The sequence below is a fragment of the Pseudomonas prosekii genome, assembly GCF_900105155.1.
GTDB classification, from domain to species: domain Bacteria; phylum Pseudomonadota; class Gammaproteobacteria; order Pseudomonadales; family Pseudomonadaceae; genus Aquipseudomonas; species Aquipseudomonas prosekii.
On the sequence record NZ_LT629762.1, the window covers coordinates 4,045,705 to 4,066,416 of the forward strand.

Below are 20,712 nucleotides of genomic sequence, written 5' to 3' on the forward strand. Positions count from 1 at the left end.
GTCGATATGACTACCGTTGACTTAAGCGATTGATCTATAACGATTTAATTTTTGGCATGGAAACTGATAAGCATAAGGCATTCACATAAAAGCTCAGGAGTCGCCCTTATGCTCAGCGTTCAAGATCGTGCCATCGTCAAATCCACCGTGCCACTGCTCGAAAGCGGTGGCGAAGCGTTGATCACTCACTTTTACCGCATGATGCTCTGCGAATACCCGCAAGTCCGCCCATTGTTCAACCAGGCCCACCAGGCCAGCGGCGATCAGCCCCGCGCCCTGGCGAACGGCGTGTTGATGTACGCGCGGCACATCGATCAGCTCGATCAACTGGGCGATCTGGTGGCGAAGATCATCAACAAACACGTGGCCCTGCAAATTCTCCCGGAACATTACCCGATTGTTGGCACCTGCCTGCTGCGGGCGATTGCCGAAGTGCTCGGCGAAGAAATCGCCACACCAGAAGTCATCGCCGCATGGGGCGCCGCCTATAACCAGCTGGCCGACATTCTGATCGGTGCCGAAACCGCCATTTACGACCAGAAACAACATGCACCGGGCGGCTGGCGTGGGGCGCGGGAGTTCATCGTCGCGGCCAAGGTTGAGGAAAGCGCGGAAATCACTTCCTTCTACTTCGAACCGGCCGACAAAGGCCCGATCCTCGCCGCCGAGCCTGGCCAGTACATCGGCATGAAGCTGATTCTGGATGGCGAAGAGATTCGTCGTAATTATTCGCTGTCATCGCTTTCGGACAAGGGCCAGTACCGCATCAGCGTCAAACGCGAAATCGGTGGTCGCGCTTCCAATCACTTGCACGACAGCCTGCACGTCGGCTCGAGCATTCAGCTGTTTCCGCCATCGGGCGAATTCACCCTGACCGCCAGCGACAAACCGCTGGTGCTGATCAGCGGTGGCGTCGGCATCACCCCGACTCTGGCGATGCTTGAAGCGGCGTTGGCCACCGAGCGGCCGGTGCACTTTATCCACTGCGCGCGTAATGGCAGCGTGCATGCGTTTCGTGACTGGATTGATGGTTTGGCCGCGCGCCATCCGCAACTCAAGCGCTTCTATTGCTACGCCGAAGATGACGGCGTGAGCCCGGCGGCGGACAAGGTCGGGCTGTTGAGTCAGGAACAGCTGGGCGAATGGCTGCCGCAACAGCGTGACCTGGATGCTTACTTCCTCGGGCCGAAGGGATTTATGGCGGCGATCAAGCGTCATTTGAAAGCACTGGGCGTGCCGGAGAAACAGAGCCGTTATGAGTTTTTTGGGCCGGCTTCTGCTTTGGAGTAATTGGTGGGCGCGGTGAGTCAGTCTCACCGCGCCGCTTCAATCGCGGGCAAGCCTTGCTCCCACAGGATTTGTGGCATGCCCCCTGTGGGAGCAAGGCTTGCCCGCGATAACTGCACCTCGGTTCAGACCTCTCAATTAATCCCTCCTTAACCAGCCTGTCGTCTATTCCCCGACATCCCCCGGCGCGCGTCAGGCTCTTAAAGCTTTGGGCCTGCGTGTAGACTTGCGGGCAATTGATATTCGGAAGGGAAACGCGATGAGTGACGAAACAATGCGATTGGGCCGTGAGCGGCGTTATCTGGTGTTGCTGGGCATCATCTGCCTGGCGCTGATCGGCGGCGCGCTGTACATGCAAGTCGTGCTGGAAGAGGCGCCGTGCCCGTTGTGCATCCTGCAACGTTACGCGTTGTTGCTGATCGCGATCTTCGCTTTCATCGGCGCGGCGATGCGCACACGACGCAGCCTGACGGTGTTCGAAACCCTGGTGGTGATCTGCGCTCTGGGCGGTGTCGCGGTTGCCGGGCATCACGTTTATACGCAGTTCTACCCAACGGTCAGCTGTGGCATCGATGTGCTGCAACCGATCGTCGATGATCTGCCGCTGGCGAAGATCTTCCCGCTGGGCTTCCAGGTCGACGGGTTCTGCTCAACGCCGTATCCGCCGATCCTCGGGCTGTCGCTGGCGCAATGGGCGCTGGTAGCGTTTGTGCTGGTGGTGGTGCTGGTGCCGGTGCTGGTTTCGCGTAATCGCAAAGCGTTGCGCTAACCCTTCATCCAACGCCTCGCCGTAAACAAAAACGCCCCGGGCCTCGATAAGAGGGCCGGGGCGTTTTGCATTTCAGAACTCAGGTAAACAGATCGTGATGTGCGACAGCCAAGGGTGCGCAACGTGTGCGACATGTTGTCACAGCTGGAGTGTCGCAACTCATTTCAAAGTCCGGAATTGGTGCTTAGCTACGCAACGATTTGCCCGCGTTTGAGCAGCGGACGATTTATGCACCATTGTGGGGAAGCAGGCAGTTTTAACAGGCGCCGAGTAATCGCTCAAGCCCTTGCTGATCGGGGCTTTCAAGCATCACTGCGAAGGCATGAAGCCATCAAGGCTGTCTGAACTGCGCGTGGTAGCCCCACAAATTTTGGTGTTTTTGTTGAGAATCAATTTCGATACCATGCTGAACTTTTGCGAAATCCGTTAATGATTGTTGCTGGAACGGATAAAAATTATTTCGGGATGAGACATGGTTTATGCGTCGCGACGTATCTACAATCGCCCGCACTGAATCCCCGGCGCTGCTCTCTACTGAGCTAACAGGGCGTCGAGAAGCCTGCTGGCTTCATGCGACTCCCAGGTGTCGGTGCCTTTCCGACTATCCGCACCAAATGGAATTGGTCTGTAACAAGGCCTTTGACCACGAATTCGAATAAGAACTCACCGCTAGCCCAGGATTTGTCGAACAGCGTCTGACGCGCGACGGGCAGCCCTTATTCAATCCAAGAAAATGCCAACCCTTGGCAGGGTGAAGTGTTGGCGATCAAAACCCAACTGCATTGCGCAAGCTGCTTTAGAGGTCGTGAGATGAGTAAAAACAGGTACCCCAGACTACTAGGCTTATTGCCGCTGCTCGGCACGTTGTTGCTGTCAGGCTGCAACATGACCTTGCTCGACCCCAAGGGCCAGGTGGGCCTGGATGAGCGAAACCTGATCATCACCGCAACGCTGCTGATGCTGTTGGTCGTTGTGCCGGTCATCGTCATGACGTTCCTGTTCGCCTGGAAATATCGCGCTTCGAACCCGAACGCGGTGTACGCGCCTAAATGGTCGCACTCCACCAAGATCGAAATCGCGGTGTGGGCTGTTCCGGTCCTGATCATCATTGCCCTGGGTTACGTGACCTACAAGTCGACCCACGCACTGGACCCGTACAAGCCGCTGGAATCGGACGTCAAGCCGATCACTGTTGAAGTGGTCTCGATGGACTGGAAATGGCTGTTCATCTACCCGGAACAAGGCATCGCCACCGTTAACAAACTGGTGTTCCCGGCCAACACGCCAATCAATTTCAAAATCACCTCCGACACCGTGATGAACTCGTTCTTCATCCCGGGCCTGGGTGGCCAGATCTACGCGATGGCGGGCATGCAGACCAAGCTGCACCTGATTGCCAACCAGAACGCTGAATTCGACGGTATCTCCGCCAACTACAGCGGCGCGGGTTTCACCGGCATGAAGTTCAAAGCTATCGCCACTTCCCAGGCGGATTTCGATGCGTGGGTCAGTGATGTCAAGAAGGCACCTAAACAGCTGGAAAAAGCTGAATACGAAGCCCTCTCCAAACCAAGCCAGAACAACCCAGTCGAGCTTTATTCCTCGTTCACGCCAAACCTGTTCCAGACCATCGTCGACAAGTACGAAGGCATGAAACCAGGCGCGCCGATGCATCACGAGAAGAAAGAAGACGATATGGCCGCCATGGAAGGAATGGACATGAGTTCGCATTCAGCTGCCGGGGCAGAGGAGTAAACGATGTTTGGTAAATTAAGTTGGGAAGCGGTCCCGTTCCACGAACCGATTGTGATGATTACCATCGCCATGATCGCGCTCGGCGGCTTGGCGGTGTTCGCTGCAATCACCTACTTCAAGAAGTGGACGTACTTGTGGACCGAGTGGCTGACGTCGGTCGACCACAAGAAAATCGGTGTGATGTACATCATCGTTGCCATGATCATGCTGCTGCGTGGTTTTGCCGACGCGATCATGATGCGTTCCCAGTTGGCCCTGGCCACCGAAGGTTCGCCTGGCTACCTGCCGCCTGAACACTATGACCAGATCTTCACCGCTCACGGTGTGATCATGATCATCTTCATGGCGATGCCATTCTTCACCGGCCTGATGAACCTTGCAGTGCCGCTGCAGATCGGCGCACGTGACGTTGCCTACCCGTTCCTGAACTCCTTGAGCTTCTGGCTGCTGGTGTCCGGCGTTGTGCTGGTGAACGTGTCCCTGGGTGTCGGCGAATTCGCCCGTACCGGTTGGGTTGCGTATCCACCGCTGTCGGAACTGGGCTACAGCCCGGGCGTTGGCGTTGACTACTACATCTGGGCACTGCAGTTATCAGGTCTGGGGACAACGCTGACGGGGGTCAACTTCCTGGCCACCGTGCTGAAAATGCGTACCCCGGGCATGAAGATCATGGACATGCCGATCTTCACCTGGACCTGCACCTGGGCCAACGTGCTGATCGTGGCTTCGTTCCCGATCCTGACCGCTACCCTGGCACTGCTGACGCTTGACCGTTACATGGATTTCCACATTTTCACCAATGAACTTGGTGGCAATCCAATGATGTACGTCAACTTGTTCTGGGCCTGGGGTCACCCCGAGGTTTACATCCTGATTCTGCCGGCGTTCGGGGTTTTCTCCGAAGTCATCTCGACCTTCTCCGGCAAGCGTCTGTTCGGCCACCACTCGATGATCTACGCCTCGGGCGCGATCTCGATCCTGGGCTTCATGGTCTGGCTGCACCACTTCTTCACCATGGGTTCGGGTGCAAGCGTCAACGCCTTCTTCGGGCTGGCGACGATGCTGATTTCGATCCCGACGGGGGTGAAGCTATTCAACTGGCTGTTCACTATTTATCGCGGACGTCTGCAGTTCACCAGCCAGGTTCTCTGGACCCTGGGCTTCATGGTGACCTTCGCCATCGGCGGCATGACCGGCGTATTGCTGGCCATCCCGGGTGCCGACTTCGTGTTGCACAACAGCCTGTTCGTGATCGCTCACTTCCACAACGTGATCATCGGCGGCGCGGTATTCGGCTACATCGCCGGCTTCGCTTTCTTCTTCCCTAAAGCGTTCGGCTTCAAGCTGCACGAAGGTTGGGGCAAGGCAGCGTTCTGGTTCTGGATCTCGGGCTTCTTCGTCGCGTTCATGCCGCTCTATGCACTGGGCTTCATGGGCATGACCCGTCGTCTGAACGCCACCACCAACCCTGAGTGGGTGCCTTACCTGCACGTTGCAATGTTCGGTGCGGTGATGATCGCGGTCGGTATTGCCTGCCAGTTGATCCAGCTGTACGTCAGCGTTCGTGACCGCAAGAAGCCGGAAAACATGTGCGAGCATGGCGATCCGTGGAATGCCCACACGCTGGAATGGTCGACTTCGTCGCCACCACCGTTCTACAACTTCGCGGTACTGCCAAAAGCACCAGGCATCGACCCGTTCACTGAAGCCAAGGAAAACGGTACCGCGTACCAGGTTCCGGCCAAGTACGAGCCCATCCACATGCCAAACAACACCGCGACCGGTGTGGTCATGGGTGCTCTGTTGACGGTGTTCGGTTTCGCAATGATCTGGCACATCTGGTGGCTGGCGATCTTCGGTCTGGTCGGCACTGTCGTGTACTTCGTGATCCACGCTGCACGTGATGATCAGGGCTATATGGTGCCGGTCGACGTGATCGAGCGTATCGAAGCCGAGCAGCACAAGCGTCTGGTAGCGGCCGGGAAAATCCCTGCTGGCGCCACCCGTGTTGAAACCTCGTTGGAACAGGCTTAAACCATGTCGAACTTAGTGACCAATGCTGGACACGCTCATGTCGATGAACATGGGCACGATGACCATCACCATGACTCGGGCGAGATGACCGTATTCGGTTTCTGGCTCTACCTGATGACCGACTGCATTCTGTTTGCGTCGATCTTCGCGGTGTACGCGGTACTGGTTAACAACGTAGCGGGTGGCCCGTCGGGCCACGACATCTTCGAGCTGCCATACGTGCTGGGCGAAACCGCCTGCCTGTTGCTCAGCTCGATCACCTACGGCTTCGCCATGCTGGCGTTGTTCAAGGGCAACAAGAAAGCGGTGCTGGGCTGGTTGGCCATCACTTTCCTGTTCGGCCTGGGCTTCATCGGCATGGAGATCAACGAGTTCCACCTGCTGATCTCCGAAGGCTACGGCCCTAGCCGCAGCGGCTTCCTGTCCGGGTTCTTCACCCTGGTCGGCACCCACGGTCTGCACGTGACCAGCGGTCTGATCTGGATGGCGATCATGATGTATCAGGTCAACAAGCACGGCCTGACGTCGACCAACAAGACCCGCCTGAGCTGCCTGAGCCTGTTCTGGCACTTCCTGGACGTGGTCTGGATCTGCGTATTCACCGTTGTTTACCTGATGGGGACTCTGTAATGGCTAATGCACATTCCCACGATAGCCACGATGCCGGTCACGGCAGCGTCAAGTCGTACGCCATCGGCTTCATTCTGTCGGTGATCCTGACGATCATTCCGTTCGGCCTGGTGATGTACCCATCGCTGCCGAAAGTCTGGACGTTGTGGATCATCCTCGCCTTCGCAGTGATCCAGGTGCTGGTGCACTTGGTGTACTTCCTCCACCTGGACCGTTCCGCCGCCCAGCGTAACAACGTGATTGCGTTTGTTTTCGCGGCGATGGTGATTGTCCTGCTGGTTGGCTTGTCGCTGTGGATCATGTTCAGCATCCACACCGTCATGATGGCGCACTGAGGAAAGTCCGGATGTCCTTTAAGCACTTTATCCAAATCACCAAACCGGGGATCATTTTCGGTAACGTGCTTTCTGTGGCGGGCGGATTTTTCCTGGCCTCGAAAGGGCATGTCGATCTGGCCATATTCCTGGCCGCCATGATCGGCACGTCCCTGGTAGTGGCTTCCGGTTGCGTGTTCAACAACTGCATCGACCGCGACATCGACCTGAAGATGGAACGCACCAAGAACCGGGTGCTGGTGCAGGGCTTGATCTCTCTGAAACTGGCCCTGATCTACGCGACCGTCCTGGGCATTGCCGGCGTAGCGTTGTTGTACAAGGTGGCTAACCCGTTGGCCGCGCTGTTTGCGGTGATCGGCTTTGTCATCTACGTCGGTTTCTACAGCCTGTACCTCAAGCGCAAGTCGGTTCACGGCACGCTGGTGGGCAGTCTGTCGGGCGCGATGCCGCCGGTGATCGGTTACGTTGCTGTGACCAACAGTTTCGACATGGCTGCGCTGACGTTGCTGGTGATGTTCAGTTTGTGGCAGATGCCGCACTCTTATGCGATCGCGATTTTCCGCTTCAATGATTATCGGGCGGCATCGATTCCGGTGTTGCCGGTGAAGCGCGGGATTCAGGTGGCGAAGAAGCACATTCTGTTGTACATCCTGGCGTTCCTGGTCGCGACGTTGATGTTGACGTTCAGCGGTTACGCCGGCATGAGTTACCTCGCGGTGGCCGCGGCCATGGGCATGTATTGGTTGTACATGGCCTGGACCGGTTACAAGGCAGTGGATGACACGGTGTGGGCACGCAAGTTGTTTGTGTTCTCGATTTTCACCATTACTGCGTTGAGTGTGATGATGTCGTTGGACTTCAAGGTGCCGGGTGAGTTGTTGCTGACTTACGCGCCTTAAGCGCCAGCCGCCGAATCAAAAACCCCGCCCTTCGAGAGGAGAGCGGGGTTTTTTATTGCCCGGATTCTGGTGCGCTACTGCGATTCACTGTGGTGGCGAGCCTGCTCGCGATGGCTCCCTAACAGCCGACCGAGTTCTCCCAGATGTACAAGGATCCAAATGTGGGAGTGAGCCTGCTCGCGATAGCTCTCCAACAGCCGACCGAGTTCTCCCAGATGTACAAAGATCCAATTGTGGGAGCGAGCTTGCTCGCGATAGCTCCCTCACAGCCGACCTATTCTTGTCGGATGTACATATCCATTTCTGCGGTCACGGCTGCATTGGGTTTCGCTTTTACAGCGAGTCACTTTCGAGAAGCGCGAAAGTAACCAAAGCGCTCTTGCCCCTTTCGTTCGGTGCCTCGCCGTGGCTCGGCATGCCCTCGCTCCGGTCCTGCTCCGTGGGCCCGCCGCCATCGGCCATCCCTGGCCGGGGGCGGCTAACCCGGCATCCTTGCCGGGTTGCCCACTACACAGAACCTGCGCTCGGCCTCACGAGGGGGCGGGCACCGCAACAGCACCGCGAGGCGGCCTGATAGCCGACCTGGTTCTCCCGGATGTACGCAATCCCTGTAGGAGTGAGCCTGCTCGCGATAGCTCTCCAACAGCCGACCGAGTTCTCCCAGATGTACAAAGATCCAATTGTGGGAGCGAGCTTGCTCGCGATAGCTTTCTAACAGCCAACTTGTTTGTGTCAGGTGTACATATCCATTCCTGCGGTCACGGCTGCATAAGGTTTCGCTCTTACAGCGAGTCACTTTCGAGAAGCGCGAAAGTAACCAAAGCGCTCTTGCCCCTTTCGTTCGGTGCCTCGCCGTGGCTCGGCATGCCCTCGCTCCGGTCCTGCTCCGTGGGCCCGCCGCCATCGGCCATCCCTGGCCGGGGGCGGCTAACCCGGCATCCTTGCCGGGTTGCCCACTACGCAGAACCTGCGCTCGGCCTCACGAGGGGGCGGGCACCGCAACAGTACCGCGAGGCGGCCTGATAGCCGACCTGGTTCTCCCGGCTGTACGCAATCCCTGTAGGAGTGAGCCTGCTCGCGATAGCTCTCTAACAGCCGACCCATTCCTCGCCAGATGCACACAAACCCAAATGTGGGAGCGAGCTTGCTCGCGATAGCGGCCGACAGCCAACCAGTCTCTTTCAGATTTACCGGATTCAACTGTAGGATTGAACCAGTTGAAAATACGGGATACCCCATGAAAAAGCGCAACCTGTTCGAAGAGCTAATGCAGGGCGTCGATGAGATGGCAGCTCAGCGTGAGGGAAAGATCACGCTGTGCAATAACCGAAAGCCCCGTCTTCGAGAGAAATACGGGGCTTTTTCATTCAAGCACGGAAAGTGAGTCTTCCCACGCCTACATGGCCGCGTTCCGGTTGCCGATACACGGCCCACCAATACAGGCACGACGATCGTAGATGGGGCAATCAGCTATGCCCAGCCCTTATCCAACAACCGAAAAAACCGCTCCCGCACCTCAGGATCATCACTGTGCGCCACATTAAATCGCATGAACTCACTCGCATCCGCCGCTTTGCTCAGCAACGTCCCCGGCGCCAGTGCGACGTCCTTCTCCAGACCTTTCCTCGCCAGCGTCTCGGCATTCACCCCGCTGGGTAAACGCGTCCAGATAAACAAACCTTCGCCCGGCAACGAAGACACCGAACACCCGGCCTCGACCAGCCAGCGCGCTACGCGGCTGCTCGATTCGTAGAGCCGATCGACCGTGCGCCGCGTGTGTTTGGCGTAGCTGCCGTTGCTGAGCAGGGTGCAGGTGATTTGCTCGGCGAATTCCGAGGTCACGCCGCCGCAGGCCATTTTCAGGTTGATCAGGCGTGCCGCCAGTTGCGGCGAGAGCACCGCGTAGCTGACGCGGCTGTTGGCGGTCAGGGTTTTCGAGAAGCCGGACACGTAGCTGACGTTGTCCAGGCCGCTGGCGGCGAGGCGCGGGGTGCGACGTTGTTGCAGGTCGCCGTACAAATCGTCTTCTACTATATGGAAGCCGTGGCGGTGGCTCAGCTCCAGCAAACGGTAGGCTTGGGCCGGGGAGAACGAGTGGCCGGTCGGGTTGTGCAGCGTGCTGTTGGTCAGATAGAGCACCGGTTTGTGCGCGATGACTTGTTGCTCGAAGGCGTCCATGTCGATGCCGTCGCACTGGCGGGCAATGGTCACGACTTTGGCGCCGTGCAGCGCGAGGTTGGTGTGCATGTTGAAGTAGCACGGGTCGTCGAGCAGTACGCTGTCGCCGGGTTTGAGCAGCAGGCGCATCAGCAGGTCGATGCCCTGCATGGTGTTGGCGGTGGTGATGATTTGTTCGACCGGCGCCTCGATGCCGAAGGTCGCCAGTTTCACCCGCAACGCCTGGCGCAGCGGCAGGTAGCCGCCAGTGACGCCGTATTCGCCCATGCGCAGGGCCGAAGCGCGCAGCGTGCCGCGCACCGCTTTCAGCAGTTCCTCGGCGGGGAGCCAGGAGGAGGGCAGAAATCCGCAGCCGGGGCGCAGCGCGCCGTTGTCCAGCAGCACCGCGCGGCGCACCACGCTGAGCGTATCTTGAGGTTGCAAGTCCGGCGCGGCGGCGCTCGGCAGCGTGGTTCTGGAGCGGTGCACGTAATGCCCCGAACCCTGGCGGGACACCACCAGGCCTTTGGCGCGCAAGTGGTCGAGGGCGTCGACCACCGTCGATTTGCCCACGCTCAACAGCTCGGCGAGTTCGCGGATCGGCGGCAGTTTGGCGCCGTGCGGCAAGCCTCCCTGGCTGATGGCGTTCGACAGCTGATCGACGATCTGCTGCACCAGCGGCACGCCCGGCTGGAGCTCGATGGCGGCGATCACGGCGCGTTGAGCCTGCATTTTACTGGTATCCCTGGCAGTAAAGTTCGCTGGATTCTATACGAACTTGCTCTGCTCAACGCAACCGACTGTGCCTACTCTCGGCAGCGAGTTGTGTGCGTTATTGATCTAGAAGGTTCAGCAAATGAATAAGCCAATTACCCGTGATGAACGCTTTATCGATCTGGCCAAGGAACATGGCTTCGACATCTACGACGAGAACACTGCCGGCGGGCATTACTCTTTGATCTTGCAACATGGCGATGAACTGTATGTCAGCGGCCTGGTTCCGCGCATGAACGGCAAAATCCAATACCCCGGCCGCGTAGGGCTGGAACTGAACCTGGCGGACGCCCAAGCCGCGGCGGGCATCAGTGCCATTCGCGCATTGGCGCTGATCATGGATGCGGTCGGCTCACTGGATAAGATCAAGTCGCTGATTCGCGTCACCGTGCATGTCAAATCCACCTTTGACTTTATCGACCTCAGTGAAGTCGCCAACGGCGCTTCGGATATCTTTACCCATGTTCTGGGCGATGCCGGTAAACATACACGTACCACAGTCGGTGTTTACCAGTTACCGAAAAACGCCCCGGTAGAAGTGGACATGATCGTCGCTTTACAGCCGTAGCCAGCGTCATTCAAATGTTCCTGCAAAACCTCGCCTTCAAAAGAACTGCGGGGTTTTCTGATTGAGGGTCGTGGTCAAAGTCGGCTTGGGCTAATCTGTCGAAAATGAGATTTAACCGATGGGTTAAAAGCCGGAGTTAAGTGGAATGACTGAGCAGATGACGTGCGATGAACGCTTTATCGCACTGGCCAGGGAACTCGATTACGACATCTACAGTGAGAGCAACACCGGTTGGCATTTCGAACCATTGGTTCGGCATGACGATGAACTGTATGTCAGCGGCCTGGTGCCGCGTAAACACGGCAAGGTTCAGTATCCCGGCCGAGTAGGGCTGGAGCTGTCGCTGGCCGATGCGCAACTGGCCGCAAGCATCAGTGCCATGCGCGGTTTGGCGTTGATCGTCGACACCATTGGCTCGCTGGACAAGATCAAGTCGCTGTTGCGGATCAACGTCTACATCAAGTCCACCGCCGACTTTGCCGAACTGGGCGAAGTGGCCAACGGTGCGTCGGATGTGTTCAGGCTTGTGTTGGGCGATGCCGGCAAACATACCCGCACCACCATCGGCGTGTATCAACTGCCCAATAACGCCGCGGTAGAAATGGACATGATCGTCGCATTACGCCCCGCGCCGTTATGAAACCAGGCTGAACAACGAGCTCGACCATTAATAGACCAGCAATAAAAAGCCCCGCGCTGAAATTCAGTGCTGGGCTTTCGTTGTGCAGCGTCAGCCGGTCAAATTACTGCGCGGCGATGCTGTAACCGTCGAACGCGGTTTGCTGTTGCAGCGCGGTGATGATGTTCTTGCGGTTGATCGCTTGTTCGGTGCCGGCATTGTCGAGGAAAGTTTCGCTTTCCAGTTCCGCTTCGTCACCTTCGCCCACAAACGTGAAACCGAGGAACTCCAGCGCTTCACGGTCAACGTTCAAACGCGAACGCGGCGTGCGCAGCGGCAACGTAACGTTCACGCCATCCTTGCTGATGGTGAACACTTCGACTTCTTTCTTCGCGCGAGCAACTTTGCTCTTGCCGCTGCTTGGGTTGCTGATGGCTTGATGGGTCTGGTTCAGCACTTTCAGGGCCAAGCCGTAAACGATTTCCTGGAACGCCGGGTCATCCTTGAAGCTCGACAGGATGCGGCTGATCGGGAACTTGCTGCTCAAGTCTTCAAGGGCGGCGATGTCTGAGGCCTCGGCATCTTTTAGTTGCTTGAGTTCGCCCATCAGTTCGTAGGCTTTATCGTCATCGAAGCTGTCATGCGCCTGGCGAATGGCGGCGCGCAGTTCGCGGATCTGGTCGCTTTCGCGGGTCGACTGGAACGCGTCCAGGACCATCTCGCTGATGGTCTTGGCCTGAGGCACGTGCTGTGAAAGATTGATGGAGTTTTCGTATTCCGCTTTGGATGACAAGGTGACTACGGATTCAGCGGTGTTGGAATCGGACATTGAAATTTCACTACTTCTTTTAACTTGAATTGAGGCGAAAAAGCGCCAGGCCTTTTCCGGCCGCCTAATCTATTGGACCGGCGCGGCGTTGTCACGACCGAACAGGCGAGCGGGGCAAAAACTGCGGTCATCTGCAACCTGTGGGCGCAGCCTCACTCCTGCCAGTCACCCCGAAATCACATTCTTGCCCATGACTTTCGAGCGATACAGCGCCTGATCCGCCCGCGCCAGCAGCCCGGTTTGCTGTTCCTCGTCAAAACGCTGGACCACGCCGAAACTCATGGTCACTTGATAGTCGCCCACCGGCGGCAGGTCGGTCAGGCCATGGCGGACCTGCTCGGCGATTGCGCGAGCGTCGGCCAGTGCGGTATTGGGCAGAATCATGATGAATTCGTCGCCGCCCCAACGCGCCAGCAAGTCGCCGTCGCGCAGCTGTTTTTTCAGGCACTCGACCACTTGCACCAACGTCGCATCGCCGAGCGCGTGGCCATAGTGGTCGTTGATGATCTTGAAATCGTCGATGTCCATCGCGATAAGCGCCAGCGGTTGGCGGAAGCGCTGGGCACGGTCGCATTCCTGGGGCAGAGCTTTTTCCAGGCGATAGCGGTTGGCAATTGCCGTCAGGGCATCGGTTTCGGCGAGTTTGCGGTTTTCTTCGAGCTGGATTTGCAACTGCTGGTTGACCCGAGACAGCTCCCGGGTGCGCTCTTCGACCAGCGCTTCGAGCGAGTGATTGCGCCGCTCAAGTTCTTCGAGCAGACGTTTTTTGTCTTCAATGCTGCGGTGCGCGCCGATCATCCGCGCCACCGAACCATCGGCATTGCGCGCCAGAATGAAGCCGCGGTCTTCGATCCAGATGTACGATCCATCCTGCTTGCGGCAACGGTATTCAGCCTGATAGCCGCCAGCGCGCTGAGCGAGATAGGCATCGAACGCCGCCATGACCCGCGAATAATCGTCGGGATGCATCACCGATTCCCACGTCAGCACGGTGTTCTCCAGCGAGTGCGGCGAATAACCGAGCATCTCGTACCAGCCGGGATTGCGGTAAACGAAACCGGTGTTGGCGTTCCAGTCCCAGATACCGTCGCTGACCAGTTCCATAATCGTGTGCAGCATGTCTTCGTTGAAGTCCGACAGATTGAACTTCAACGCTTCGAGATTCGATGCTTCGCCCATCTCCGCTCTCCTTGCCGCCCTGAACCAATGTGCCCCGCCCGTCGAGCAGATTAGTCCATGGCAGCTTGGCGCGGCTAGTGGGTTAGCGACATATGAAGAGGGGCGCTGGGCTTACTCAACTGTGCTCAGCCAACCCGCCCAGCCTTGCTCTTCGCCCGCCAATGCCGAACCAGCCCAATCACTACCGCCAGCACCAGAACCCCGAGCGCAATCGGCAAGCGATAAGGTTTCAGATTGCCCAGCATCGTCTCAAGCGCTTCGCCGGCAAAGTAGCCGGCGCTGGCGAAGACTGTCGCCCAGACCGCCGCGCCCAGCGCATTCAGCAGTGCAAAGCGTAGCGGCGACAGGCCGCTGGCGCCGATGACTACCGGGCCGACCAAGCGCATGCCGTAGAGAAAGCGCACGGCAAACACCGAGGTCGACGGGTAGCGTTTGATCAGCTCGGTCACGCGGTCGATGCTTGCCTGTTTGCGTTTCAGACGTGGCATCAGCCGAGCGCCGAAATGTCGGCCGCTCCAGTACAGCAACTGATCGCCGAGCATGCCGCCGAGGCCGGCCCAGGCAATCACCGGCCACAGTTGCAGCAAGTGTTGATGCGCGGCCATGCCGGCCAGAATCAGGATGGTTTCGCCTTCCAGCAAACAACCGAAAAACACCGCCCAGTAACCATATGTGCTGAGCAGGTAGTTGAAATCTATGTGTTCAAACAAAGCCGAATCCTTGGTGTACGGGCAATCAAATTCCACTGTGGGCTTCAGTGGCGTTAATGAATGCTCTGATGTCGGCGCTATCGCTCAGTTCAAGTTTCGAGCGTGCGGAACGGCAATTACTCAGGCGCAACCATGCGCGTGCGCGGCGAACCGTCGGCGTTGTGTTGGTAGATCTCGCGTGGTTGGCCCTTGTCGTTGAACAGCACCTGACCAATGCCCGCCGAGTTCCACAGCCGCTCACCGGCCTCGGCATGCTCCGGCGTATGCGGGACGATGCGCATCAGTCGGCGTTTGGTAAACCAGTTCAGCGGCGAGCGCGGCGAATAGAGCCAGCGGTTGAGGCGGTCGAACCATTCCAGCAGCGCCGGCGGGAATTCGTTTTTGATCCCGCTGCTGGTGATCTGCCAAATCCGCGGACCGCCCTTGCGGTGTCGGATAAGGACCTCGTAGACGAAGGAATAATGCACGTCGCCTGACAGCACCACGTAGTTACCCGGCGTGCGCGAGTGGCGGAAAATATTCAGGATCACCTGCGCTGCGCCGCGATGCGCCATCCAGTTTTCCGCATCGACCAGCAACGGAAAACCGCACCAACTGAACACCCGTTGCACGGCTTCGATCAGCTTGACGCCGAAGATCGGCGCCGGTGAAACGATGATCGCCGACGGGTGATCGAGCAAATCCTGCTGCAACTCGCTCAAGGCCTCCCAGTCGAGCAAACCCGACGGTTGTTTGAGAGTCATCTCGCTGCGCCAGCGGCGGGTGCGGGTGTCGAGCACCACCAGCGCCGGCGAGGTCGGCAGCACGTAATGCCAGTTCTGAAAACTCAGCAGATCATCGATCAAGGCGTCCTGCAGCGGGCTGTCGAGGTAGCGCTGGGTGGCGCTCAACTGCCGGGTTTTCGCCAGTATTTCGCCGAACACATCCGGGTTATTGCCCCAGCCCTGACACACCATATAGGCCAGCAGCGCGTTGCCGATGATGCGTTTGGAGAACGGATGGCCGTAAGCCGTTTCCTCCCATTGCGCAGAAAGATTCCAGTCATCGGTGACATCGTGACCATCGTAGTCCAATGCCAGAGAGGTGAAGACAACGCCTCAGGATCAGTAAAACCGCGGCTTTTCAAGAAGTCGGCCTCTGTCCGTATGGACATTAATCGCGTATGGACATTCACTCGCACCTTTGTCCATATCAAACTCTCGCCAGTGCCTGATCTTAGACCACGAAAACCATAGGGCTTCCAGAGGTTATAGCGAAAGAGCATATATTCTGGACACGTCACGTTCGCTTTCGCCAATCTCAACCGTTCATGAACGGCAGCAATGGGCGGGGCGACTGATCGTTAATTTCCGCTAAAGATCGTTCGCTGCCCTTCGTGACAGGCAGCAAACGGCCAGAAACGGTCACTCGTTCTCTATAAAGCCAGTTGAGGTTCAGGCGTTATTTATTTCGACCGAAGTGAAGCTCGGCGCTTTACCACTTTGGCAAGCAAGCTGGATAGCGATTCGATTGAGTAAGGTTTCTGCAATAGCTCGAACCGCTGAGCTCCATGCTCAATTTTGGCAAACTCGGAGCTGTAGCCTGTGGTCAGAACCACTGGCAACCATGGATAAAGTGCTTCGATACGTTCGAACAGCTCAATCCCACTCATGCCCGGCATGGCAATATCAGAGAAGACGACATGAAAATTTTCCGGATTAGGCGAGAGCGCGATGAGAGCTTCGTGTCCACCAGGTACCCAATGCACGGTATACCCCAGTTGCTGCAATGTATCTGAAGTAAAAATCCCGATATCTTCATTATCCTCGACAACCAGCACTGCACATCCTGCGACGCACTCCGTGACATCAGGTGCTTCAACAATGGTGTGTTGCGCGACTGCCTCGACCAGTGGCAGATAGAGAGTAAACGTACTCCCAACACCCTCACAGCTACTGACCAAGACCTCTCCACCTGATTGTTTCGCAAACCCGAAGACTTGAGATAGACCAAGTCCGGTACCTTGCCCCACACCTTTGGTTGTATAGAAGGGTTCAAAGATGCGCCCTAATTTGTCTGCTGAAATGCCGGTGCCTGTATCAGATATCGAAACGGTTACGAAATTTCCAGGACGTTCGGCATGTGAGCGCACTGCGGGGAGCAATTTACTCGTATTCACTTTGATTGACAGCTCCCCAACGCCGCCCATTGCGTCACGAGCATTAACAACCATGTTTACTAACGCGGTATCGAACTGGTTGCCATCGGCATTGATAAAGCACGGCTCATTAGAAATATTGATGATCACACTGATCCGTGAACCGGTGAGCGTGTCCATCATCTCGCCTATGCGTATGACACTCTCACACGCATTGAAGACTTCTGGCTGAAGCGTTTGACGGCGAGCAAAGGCTAACAACTGGCTCGTCAAACGCGCCGCGCGCTCAACCGTACCTGAAATCGCCCTGATGTATTTATCGCGGCGCTCTTCTGATAAGGCTGGGCGGTTAAGAAGATCCGTACACGACTTGATCACCGTCAGCAGATTATTGAAGTCATGGGCGACACCACCCGTGAGTTGCCCGATAGCTTCCAGCTTTTGCGATTGCCGAAGCGCCTCCTCTGACAGCTTCAATGCCTCATTGGCATCTTCTTCTGCTTGCGTATCCCGGCCTACAGCATGGATAAAGTCTTTATCCGGCACAGCTGTCCACGAGATGGTGCGATATGAGTTATCCGAATGCCGGTAGCGATTTTTGAACGCAGGGAAATTCTCCCCTTGCTTCAGATCTGCCATTGCAGCAATCGTCCGCTCTAAGTCATCAGGGTGAACCAAGTCTAGAAATTGAGTATTTATGAGATGTTCTTCTGGCCATCCCAGCGTTTTACTCCACGCAGGATTGATTGCTGAGATCCTCCCATCGAAATGAGCCACTAGCATGAGGTCTGCGGAAAGCCGCCAAATTCGATCTCGATCCTGGGTTTTCTCGACAACCTGCTGCTCTAACGACTCATTGAGTTTGGCCAATGCATCCTGAGCATTACGCAGCGCTGTCATATCACGGGAAACGCTGAGAATTTTTTCAGGTTTCCCATCCTTGCCAAAAATAGGACTGACTTGAACGTGCCACCATTTCAGCGTCCCACCCATGGTGCGAGCCGATCCCATAAAGCTGGCACTCTTACCGTCGCGAGCAGATTGCACGGCAGCCTTGGCATCTACGTTTCCCTGATCCTGCCAGAAGTCAGGCCATGGGCAGCCGCGTATCTCGTTGAAGTCGCTGACCTCCATGATCTCTTTACCCATCTCGCTCATGAAGGTCAGGCGGGCGTCCAGATCCAGTACCTTGATGCAGTCGTTTATGCTCGCGAGGACTCGTTCGGTGAACGCCTCGTTCTCCTCCAGTTTCAGAGTTCCGCGAACCTGCGTTGTGGTTTCGTGGACAAGACAGAACATTCCCTCAGGCTTTCCAGTATCCCCATGCAGTGGCGAGAACGAGAATGACCAGAAAGTCAGCTCGGTTGCCCCCTCCCGAACAAGTGTGATCGGATGGTTTTCAAAGCGGCTTGCCTGCCCCTCCAACGCGCTTTGCGCGATTGGGCGTACTTGCTCCCATGCGTCCCCCCAAATCAAATGAATTGGTGCGCCCAAAGCAACTTGTGGTTCGCACGGGAGGTTGATGAGGTAAGCGTCATTGAAGAATAGTTGCAGGGCGTCTCCCCACACGAGGTACATGCTCTCAGGGGAGTTCAACATCAAACTAAGTGAGCTTTTGAGTGCCGTAGGCCAGGATTCTCTAGGCCCCAGAGGGGTTGCGGACCAATCCGTTTCGCGTATGAGGCGCCCCATATCTCCGCCACCAGCAGGGAGGTCGAACGAAACCATGTACTTGAAAACTCCCTTGGCCAGCGGGCCAATACGCAGCGTGAATCGAGCGCGCATGATGTCATTTATGCCCGCTGCACAGCCATATATAAAAAAACTGAGAGGTGCCTTCGGTCGGTTTCGGAATCAATTTCTGATGTTGTCCAACGTAATGCATGAATTGAATCGTCCCAAGATTCGTAACACCTTCGAATGGCCGCTTTTGGCCGATAGCGACGAAGCTCCTGGAGGGGGGGGTCAAAGGTGCTGGACGTCCTTGGGGAATTCTACATATTTCGGAGGGTTCCAATATCTGCTTTACGGGCATGCCGACTGTGGACTCTTACTTTTCCTTGGAATCTAATATTCGGCGAGCGGCATTCACAGCATGCTGCGAGAGCGCTTCCATTCGGGGAGATTGCAACGCCCAGGCATGCCAGTACAAAGTCACCTCGGAGAAATGACCGGGCACCAGATCAACCAGATCTCCACTTTGGAGCAGAGCGCGAGCTTGCATGTGTGGAACCATTCCGTATCCGAGCCCATGCCGTATTGCCTGAAAACGTGCCTCTGGAAGCGGGAGGTAGTGACTCGGGAATGCGTCCGAAAGCAAGCCGAAACGCGACTGGATATAATCTGACTGCAGCGTATCCTTGCGGGAATAGGCAAATACTGGCGCTTTGCGTGCGGCTTCGCGCGTCAGTCCTTTGGCAAACCACCGTGCTCGAAAAGCCGGCGTTGCCACCAGTTGGTAGTTAACCGACCCTAAACGTTCTGCAAAGCAGCCACGCATGGGCACTGATCGTGTGCCGACGCAGCCAATGACTTGCCCCCGCTCCAGCAGGGCATACGTGTGATCCTGATCATCGACGACGATATCCAAGAGTATGTTTTTGCTGATAAAAACTTCGGCCAGTGCCGGAAAAAACCAAGTATTCAAGGTGTCACCATTGACGCCAATAACCAAACGTAAACAGTCTTTTTCATCACCTGCTAAATCCTTAAGCAGTTCGTCCTCCAGGACCGTGGCACGACGAAGATAACCCATTAATTTTTTTCCCATCTCAGTCGGCTCGCAAGGCCGTCCTCGAAGCACCACCGAACTGCCCAAAGAAACCTCCAGTGCATGTATCCGCTGGGATACTGCTGACGGAGTAACGTTTAGATGCTCAGCTGCCTTTTCGAAATTGCCATTTTCGATGACGGCAAGAAATGCCTGCATTTGCTTCGCATCAAGCTTCATGATCTTATTCCTGGTTAAGTATTTCTTATTGGCAATTAAATATACTTCGTTTTACTTCACTTTTTTCTTGATTCGTTTAATGATAGCTGCATGACGACATAGTATTTTTCGCAAGTGCAATGCTTAACCCAATCGCCATCCACAATGAAGGATGGCAGAGTGAGGGAGGGGGCGTAGGAGTAAGCCATGAAACTTATGCTTATGATTTTCTTCACTTTGACGTTATGTGCTTGCACGACCGCTGTCCAGAACTGGACAAGAACAGATGGGCGCACCACTGATATGGCTCATGACAAGGCTCAATGTCAGTACGAAGCCAAAGGGGCGACGGCAAGCTACCATTCCTCGCCGTCGGCCAACGACGAGACACACGGCATGGGTAATGCCGTTGGAGATGGCATTATCATTGCTGAAAAGCAGGTTGAGCTTGTCAATGATTGCATGCATCTTAAGGGATATGTCGGGGAATGAACTCCGGAAATTCTTATAATTTGTAATAGCAACTCCGCTAGTCTATCGAGTTGCCTGCTGTTAATTATAGTAGTAGCAGCCATTCTACGTTTTAAATATCTAATCGTTCGGTTTGCAGTGTGACGCAGGCAAATCAATTTGTCATTGCGAGAGTAGCCGGCCGTCTTGGATTTGTATATGTACATGTCATGGACGTTTGCCTCCAAGGGATTTTAGAGAAATTAGTTGTGAAGGTATTGAAAAATGAAATCCGAAAAAGTTCTGGCTCTGCGGACATGCACCAATAATATGACCGACCACGGTGGTCTGATTTGGCCTGTTTCTGGGTTGGTCGAGTGCAAGTTTTGGGAACCCACTGTAAAGCTCGAAAATGGTTTGGCTGGCGCTCTGTGGGGACAAGGCGCGGATGCTCAGTTAAGCATGCAAGCAGACGCGAAGTGGGTCGTCTGCGAAGTGGCTGTGGGTGACCTGATTTTCCTGGATGACGATGAGGGAGTGAAGTTCCCCCGTGCTGAAGTAGTTCATGTGGGCACACGAAGCAGTGCTTTAGATTATATTTCTGAGAATGCCTCAAAATATGAGTCATCGACGAAGAATTTTGTTGAAACA

At 56.1% G+C, this 20,712-nt stretch carries 16 protein-coding genes and 2 pseudogenes; 11 read left to right on the forward strand and 7 right to left on the reverse strand.

Going from position 1 to position 20,712, the window contains the following annotated elements:
- Positions 1-108 precede the first annotated feature (108 nt).
- The 8 genes and pseudogenes from hmpA to BLU01_RS18540 all read left to right on the forward strand — a co-directional run.
- Entirely contained in the window at positions 109-1,290 is a 1,182-nt protein-coding gene (gene hmpA / locus BLU01_RS18500; protein WP_092278242.1) for an NO-inducible flavohemoprotein, read from the forward strand.
- A gap of 256 nt (positions 1,291-1,546) precedes the next feature.
- Complete coding sequence (locus tag BLU01_RS18505) at positions 1,547-2,056, forward strand: disulfide bond formation protein B (RefSeq protein WP_092278244.1); 510 nt, start codon at positions 1,547-1,549, stop codon at positions 2,054-2,056.
- Positions 2,057-2,866: 810 nt separating this feature from the next.
- Positions 2,867-3,811, forward strand: a complete 945-nt coding sequence (cyoA, locus tag BLU01_RS18515; RefSeq protein WP_092278246.1) for a ubiquinol oxidase subunit II — start codon at positions 2,867-2,869, stop codon at positions 3,809-3,811.
- 3 nt (positions 3,812-3,814) lie between these two features.
- On the forward strand, positions 3,815-5,845 hold the full coding sequence (cyoB, locus tag BLU01_RS18520; protein WP_092278248.1) for a cytochrome o ubiquinol oxidase subunit I: 2,031 nt from the start codon (positions 3,815-3,817) through the stop codon (positions 5,843-5,845).
- 3 nt (positions 5,846-5,848) lie between these two features.
- The gene (locus tag BLU01_RS18525) at positions 5,849-6,475 is read left to right on the forward strand and encodes a cytochrome o ubiquinol oxidase subunit III (RefSeq protein WP_092278250.1); all 627 of its coding nucleotides are present in this window, start codon (positions 5,849-5,851) and stop codon (positions 6,473-6,475) included.
- A complete protein-coding gene (gene cyoD, locus BLU01_RS18530; protein WP_092278252.1) occupies positions 6,475-6,810 on the forward strand; it encodes a cytochrome o ubiquinol oxidase subunit IV in 336 nt (111 codons plus the stop codon). Before BLU01_RS18525 ends, cyoD begins: the two co-directional genes overlap by 1 nt.
- Positions 6,811-6,821: 11 nt before the next feature.
- A complete protein-coding gene (gene cyoE, locus BLU01_RS18535; protein WP_092278254.1) occupies positions 6,822-7,709 on the forward strand; it encodes a heme o synthase in 888 nt (295 codons plus the stop codon).
- Positions 7,710-8,946: 1,237 nt separating this feature from the next.
- A pseudogene (locus BLU01_RS18540) lies at positions 8,947-9,033 on the forward strand (transcriptional regulator); the annotation flags it as partial.
- 146 nt (positions 9,034-9,179) lie between these two features.
- Here the strand turns inward: BLU01_RS18540 and BLU01_RS18545 are convergent.
- The gene (locus tag BLU01_RS18545; RefSeq protein WP_092278256.1) at positions 9,180-10,598 is read right to left on the reverse strand and encodes an aminotransferase-like domain-containing protein; all 1,419 of its coding nucleotides are present in this window, start codon (positions 10,596-10,598) and stop codon (positions 9,180-9,182) included.
- A 124-nt stretch (positions 10,599-10,722) separates the two neighbouring features.
- Between BLU01_RS18545 and BLU01_RS18550 the strand changes: the two genes are divergently transcribed.
- Both BLU01_RS18550 and BLU01_RS18555 read left to right on the forward strand, forming a co-directional pair.
- Positions 10,723-11,208 (forward strand): RidA family protein, encoded by a 486-nt coding sequence (locus BLU01_RS18550; protein ID WP_092278258.1) that lies wholly within the window; start codon positions 10,723-10,725, stop codon positions 11,206-11,208.
- A 145-nt stretch (positions 11,209-11,353) separates the two neighbouring features.
- Positions 11,354-11,848, forward strand: a complete 495-nt coding sequence (locus BLU01_RS18555; RefSeq protein WP_092278260.1) for a RidA family protein — start codon at positions 11,354-11,356, stop codon at positions 11,846-11,848.
- Between the two features lie 103 nt (positions 11,849-11,951).
- On the opposite strand, the gene BLU01_RS18560 is transcribed toward BLU01_RS18555, so the two are convergent.
- From BLU01_RS18560 to argP, 6 genes and pseudogenes are all read right to left on the reverse strand, one after another.
- Positions 11,952-12,656: a hypothetical protein gene (locus BLU01_RS18560; RefSeq protein WP_092278262.1), complete on the reverse strand. Its 705-nt coding sequence runs from the start codon at positions 12,654-12,656 to the stop codon at positions 11,952-11,954.
- 165 nt (positions 12,657-12,821) lie between these two features.
- A complete protein-coding gene (locus BLU01_RS18565; protein ID WP_092278264.1) occupies positions 12,822-13,835 on the reverse strand; it encodes a sensor domain-containing diguanylate cyclase in 1,014 nt (337 codons plus the stop codon).
- Between the two features lie 125 nt (positions 13,836-13,960).
- Entirely contained in the window at positions 13,961-14,545 is a 585-nt protein-coding gene (locus tag BLU01_RS18570) for a DedA family protein (protein ID WP_092281656.1), read from the reverse strand.
- A gap of 116 nt (positions 14,546-14,661) precedes the next feature.
- Positions 14,662-15,612 (reverse strand): annotated as a pseudogene (locus BLU01_RS18575) (alkaline phosphatase family protein); the annotation flags it as partial.
- 377 nt (positions 15,613-15,989) lie between these two features.
- The gene (locus tag BLU01_RS18580) at positions 15,990-18,374 is read right to left on the reverse strand and encodes a PAS domain-containing protein (RefSeq protein WP_092281658.1); all 2,385 of its coding nucleotides are present in this window, start codon (positions 18,372-18,374) and stop codon (positions 15,990-15,992) included.
- 358 nt (positions 18,375-18,732) lie between these two features.
- A complete protein-coding gene (gene argP / locus BLU01_RS18585; RefSeq protein WP_092278266.1) occupies positions 18,733-19,632 on the reverse strand; it encodes an HTH-type transcriptional regulator ArgP in 900 nt (299 codons plus the stop codon).
- A gap of 186 nt (positions 19,633-19,818) precedes the next feature.
- On the opposite strand from argP, the gene BLU01_RS18590 reads away from it, so the two are divergent.
- Positions 19,819-20,103: a hypothetical protein gene (locus BLU01_RS18590; RefSeq protein ID WP_092278268.1), complete on the forward strand. Its 285-nt coding sequence runs from the start codon at positions 19,819-19,821 to the stop codon at positions 20,101-20,103.
- Positions 20,104-20,712: the final 609 nt, after the last annotated feature.

What these genes read in the sequence shown, in the direction of transcription:
- hmpA (WP_092278242.1), top strand. Translation starts at nt 109, where the DNA reads ATGCTCAGCGTTCAAGATCGTGCCATCGTCAAATCCACCGTGCCACTG.
- BLU01_RS18505 (WP_092278244.1), top strand. Translation starts at nt 1,547, where the DNA reads ATGAGTGACGAAACAATGCGATTGGGCCGTGAGCGGCGTTATCTGGTG.
- cyoA (WP_092278246.1), top strand. Translation starts at nt 2,867, where the DNA reads ATGAGTAAAAACAGGTACCCCAGACTACTAGGCTTATTGCCGCTGCTC.
- cyoB (WP_092278248.1), top strand. Translation starts at nt 3,815, where the DNA reads ATGTTTGGTAAATTAAGTTGGGAAGCGGTCCCGTTCCACGAACCGATT.
- BLU01_RS18525 (WP_092278250.1), top strand. Translation starts at nt 5,849, where the DNA reads ATGTCGAACTTAGTGACCAATGCTGGACACGCTCATGTCGATGAACAT.
- cyoD (WP_092278252.1), top strand. Translation starts at nt 6,475, where the DNA reads ATGGCTAATGCACATTCCCACGATAGCCACGATGCCGGTCACGGCAGC.
- cyoE (WP_092278254.1), top strand. Translation starts at nt 6,822, where the DNA reads ATGTCCTTTAAGCACTTTATCCAAATCACCAAACCGGGGATCATTTTC.
- BLU01_RS18545 (WP_092278256.1), bottom strand. Translation starts at nt 10,598, where the DNA reads ATGCAGGCTCAACGCGCCGTGATCGCCGCCATCGAGCTCCAGCCGGGC.
- BLU01_RS18550 (WP_092278258.1), top strand. Translation starts at nt 10,723, where the DNA reads ATGAATAAGCCAATTACCCGTGATGAACGCTTTATCGATCTGGCCAAG.
- BLU01_RS18555 (WP_092278260.1), top strand. Translation starts at nt 11,354, where the DNA reads ATGACTGAGCAGATGACGTGCGATGAACGCTTTATCGCACTGGCCAGG.
- BLU01_RS18560 (WP_092278262.1), bottom strand. Translation starts at nt 12,656, where the DNA reads ATGTCCGATTCCAACACCGCTGAATCCGTAGTCACCTTGTCATCCAAA.
- BLU01_RS18565 (WP_092278264.1), bottom strand. Translation starts at nt 13,835, where the DNA reads ATGGGCGAAGCATCGAATCTCGAAGCGTTGAAGTTCAATCTGTCGGAC.
- BLU01_RS18580 (WP_092281658.1), bottom strand. Translation starts at nt 18,374, where the DNA reads ATGGGGCGCCTCATACGCGAAACGGATTGGTCCGCAACCCCTCTGGGG.
- argP (WP_092278266.1), bottom strand. Translation starts at nt 19,632, where the DNA reads ATGAAGCTTGATGCGAAGCAAATGCAGGCATTTCTTGCCGTCATCGAA.
- BLU01_RS18590 (WP_092278268.1), top strand. Translation starts at nt 19,819, where the DNA reads ATGAAACTTATGCTTATGATTTTCTTCACTTTGACGTTATGTGCTTGC.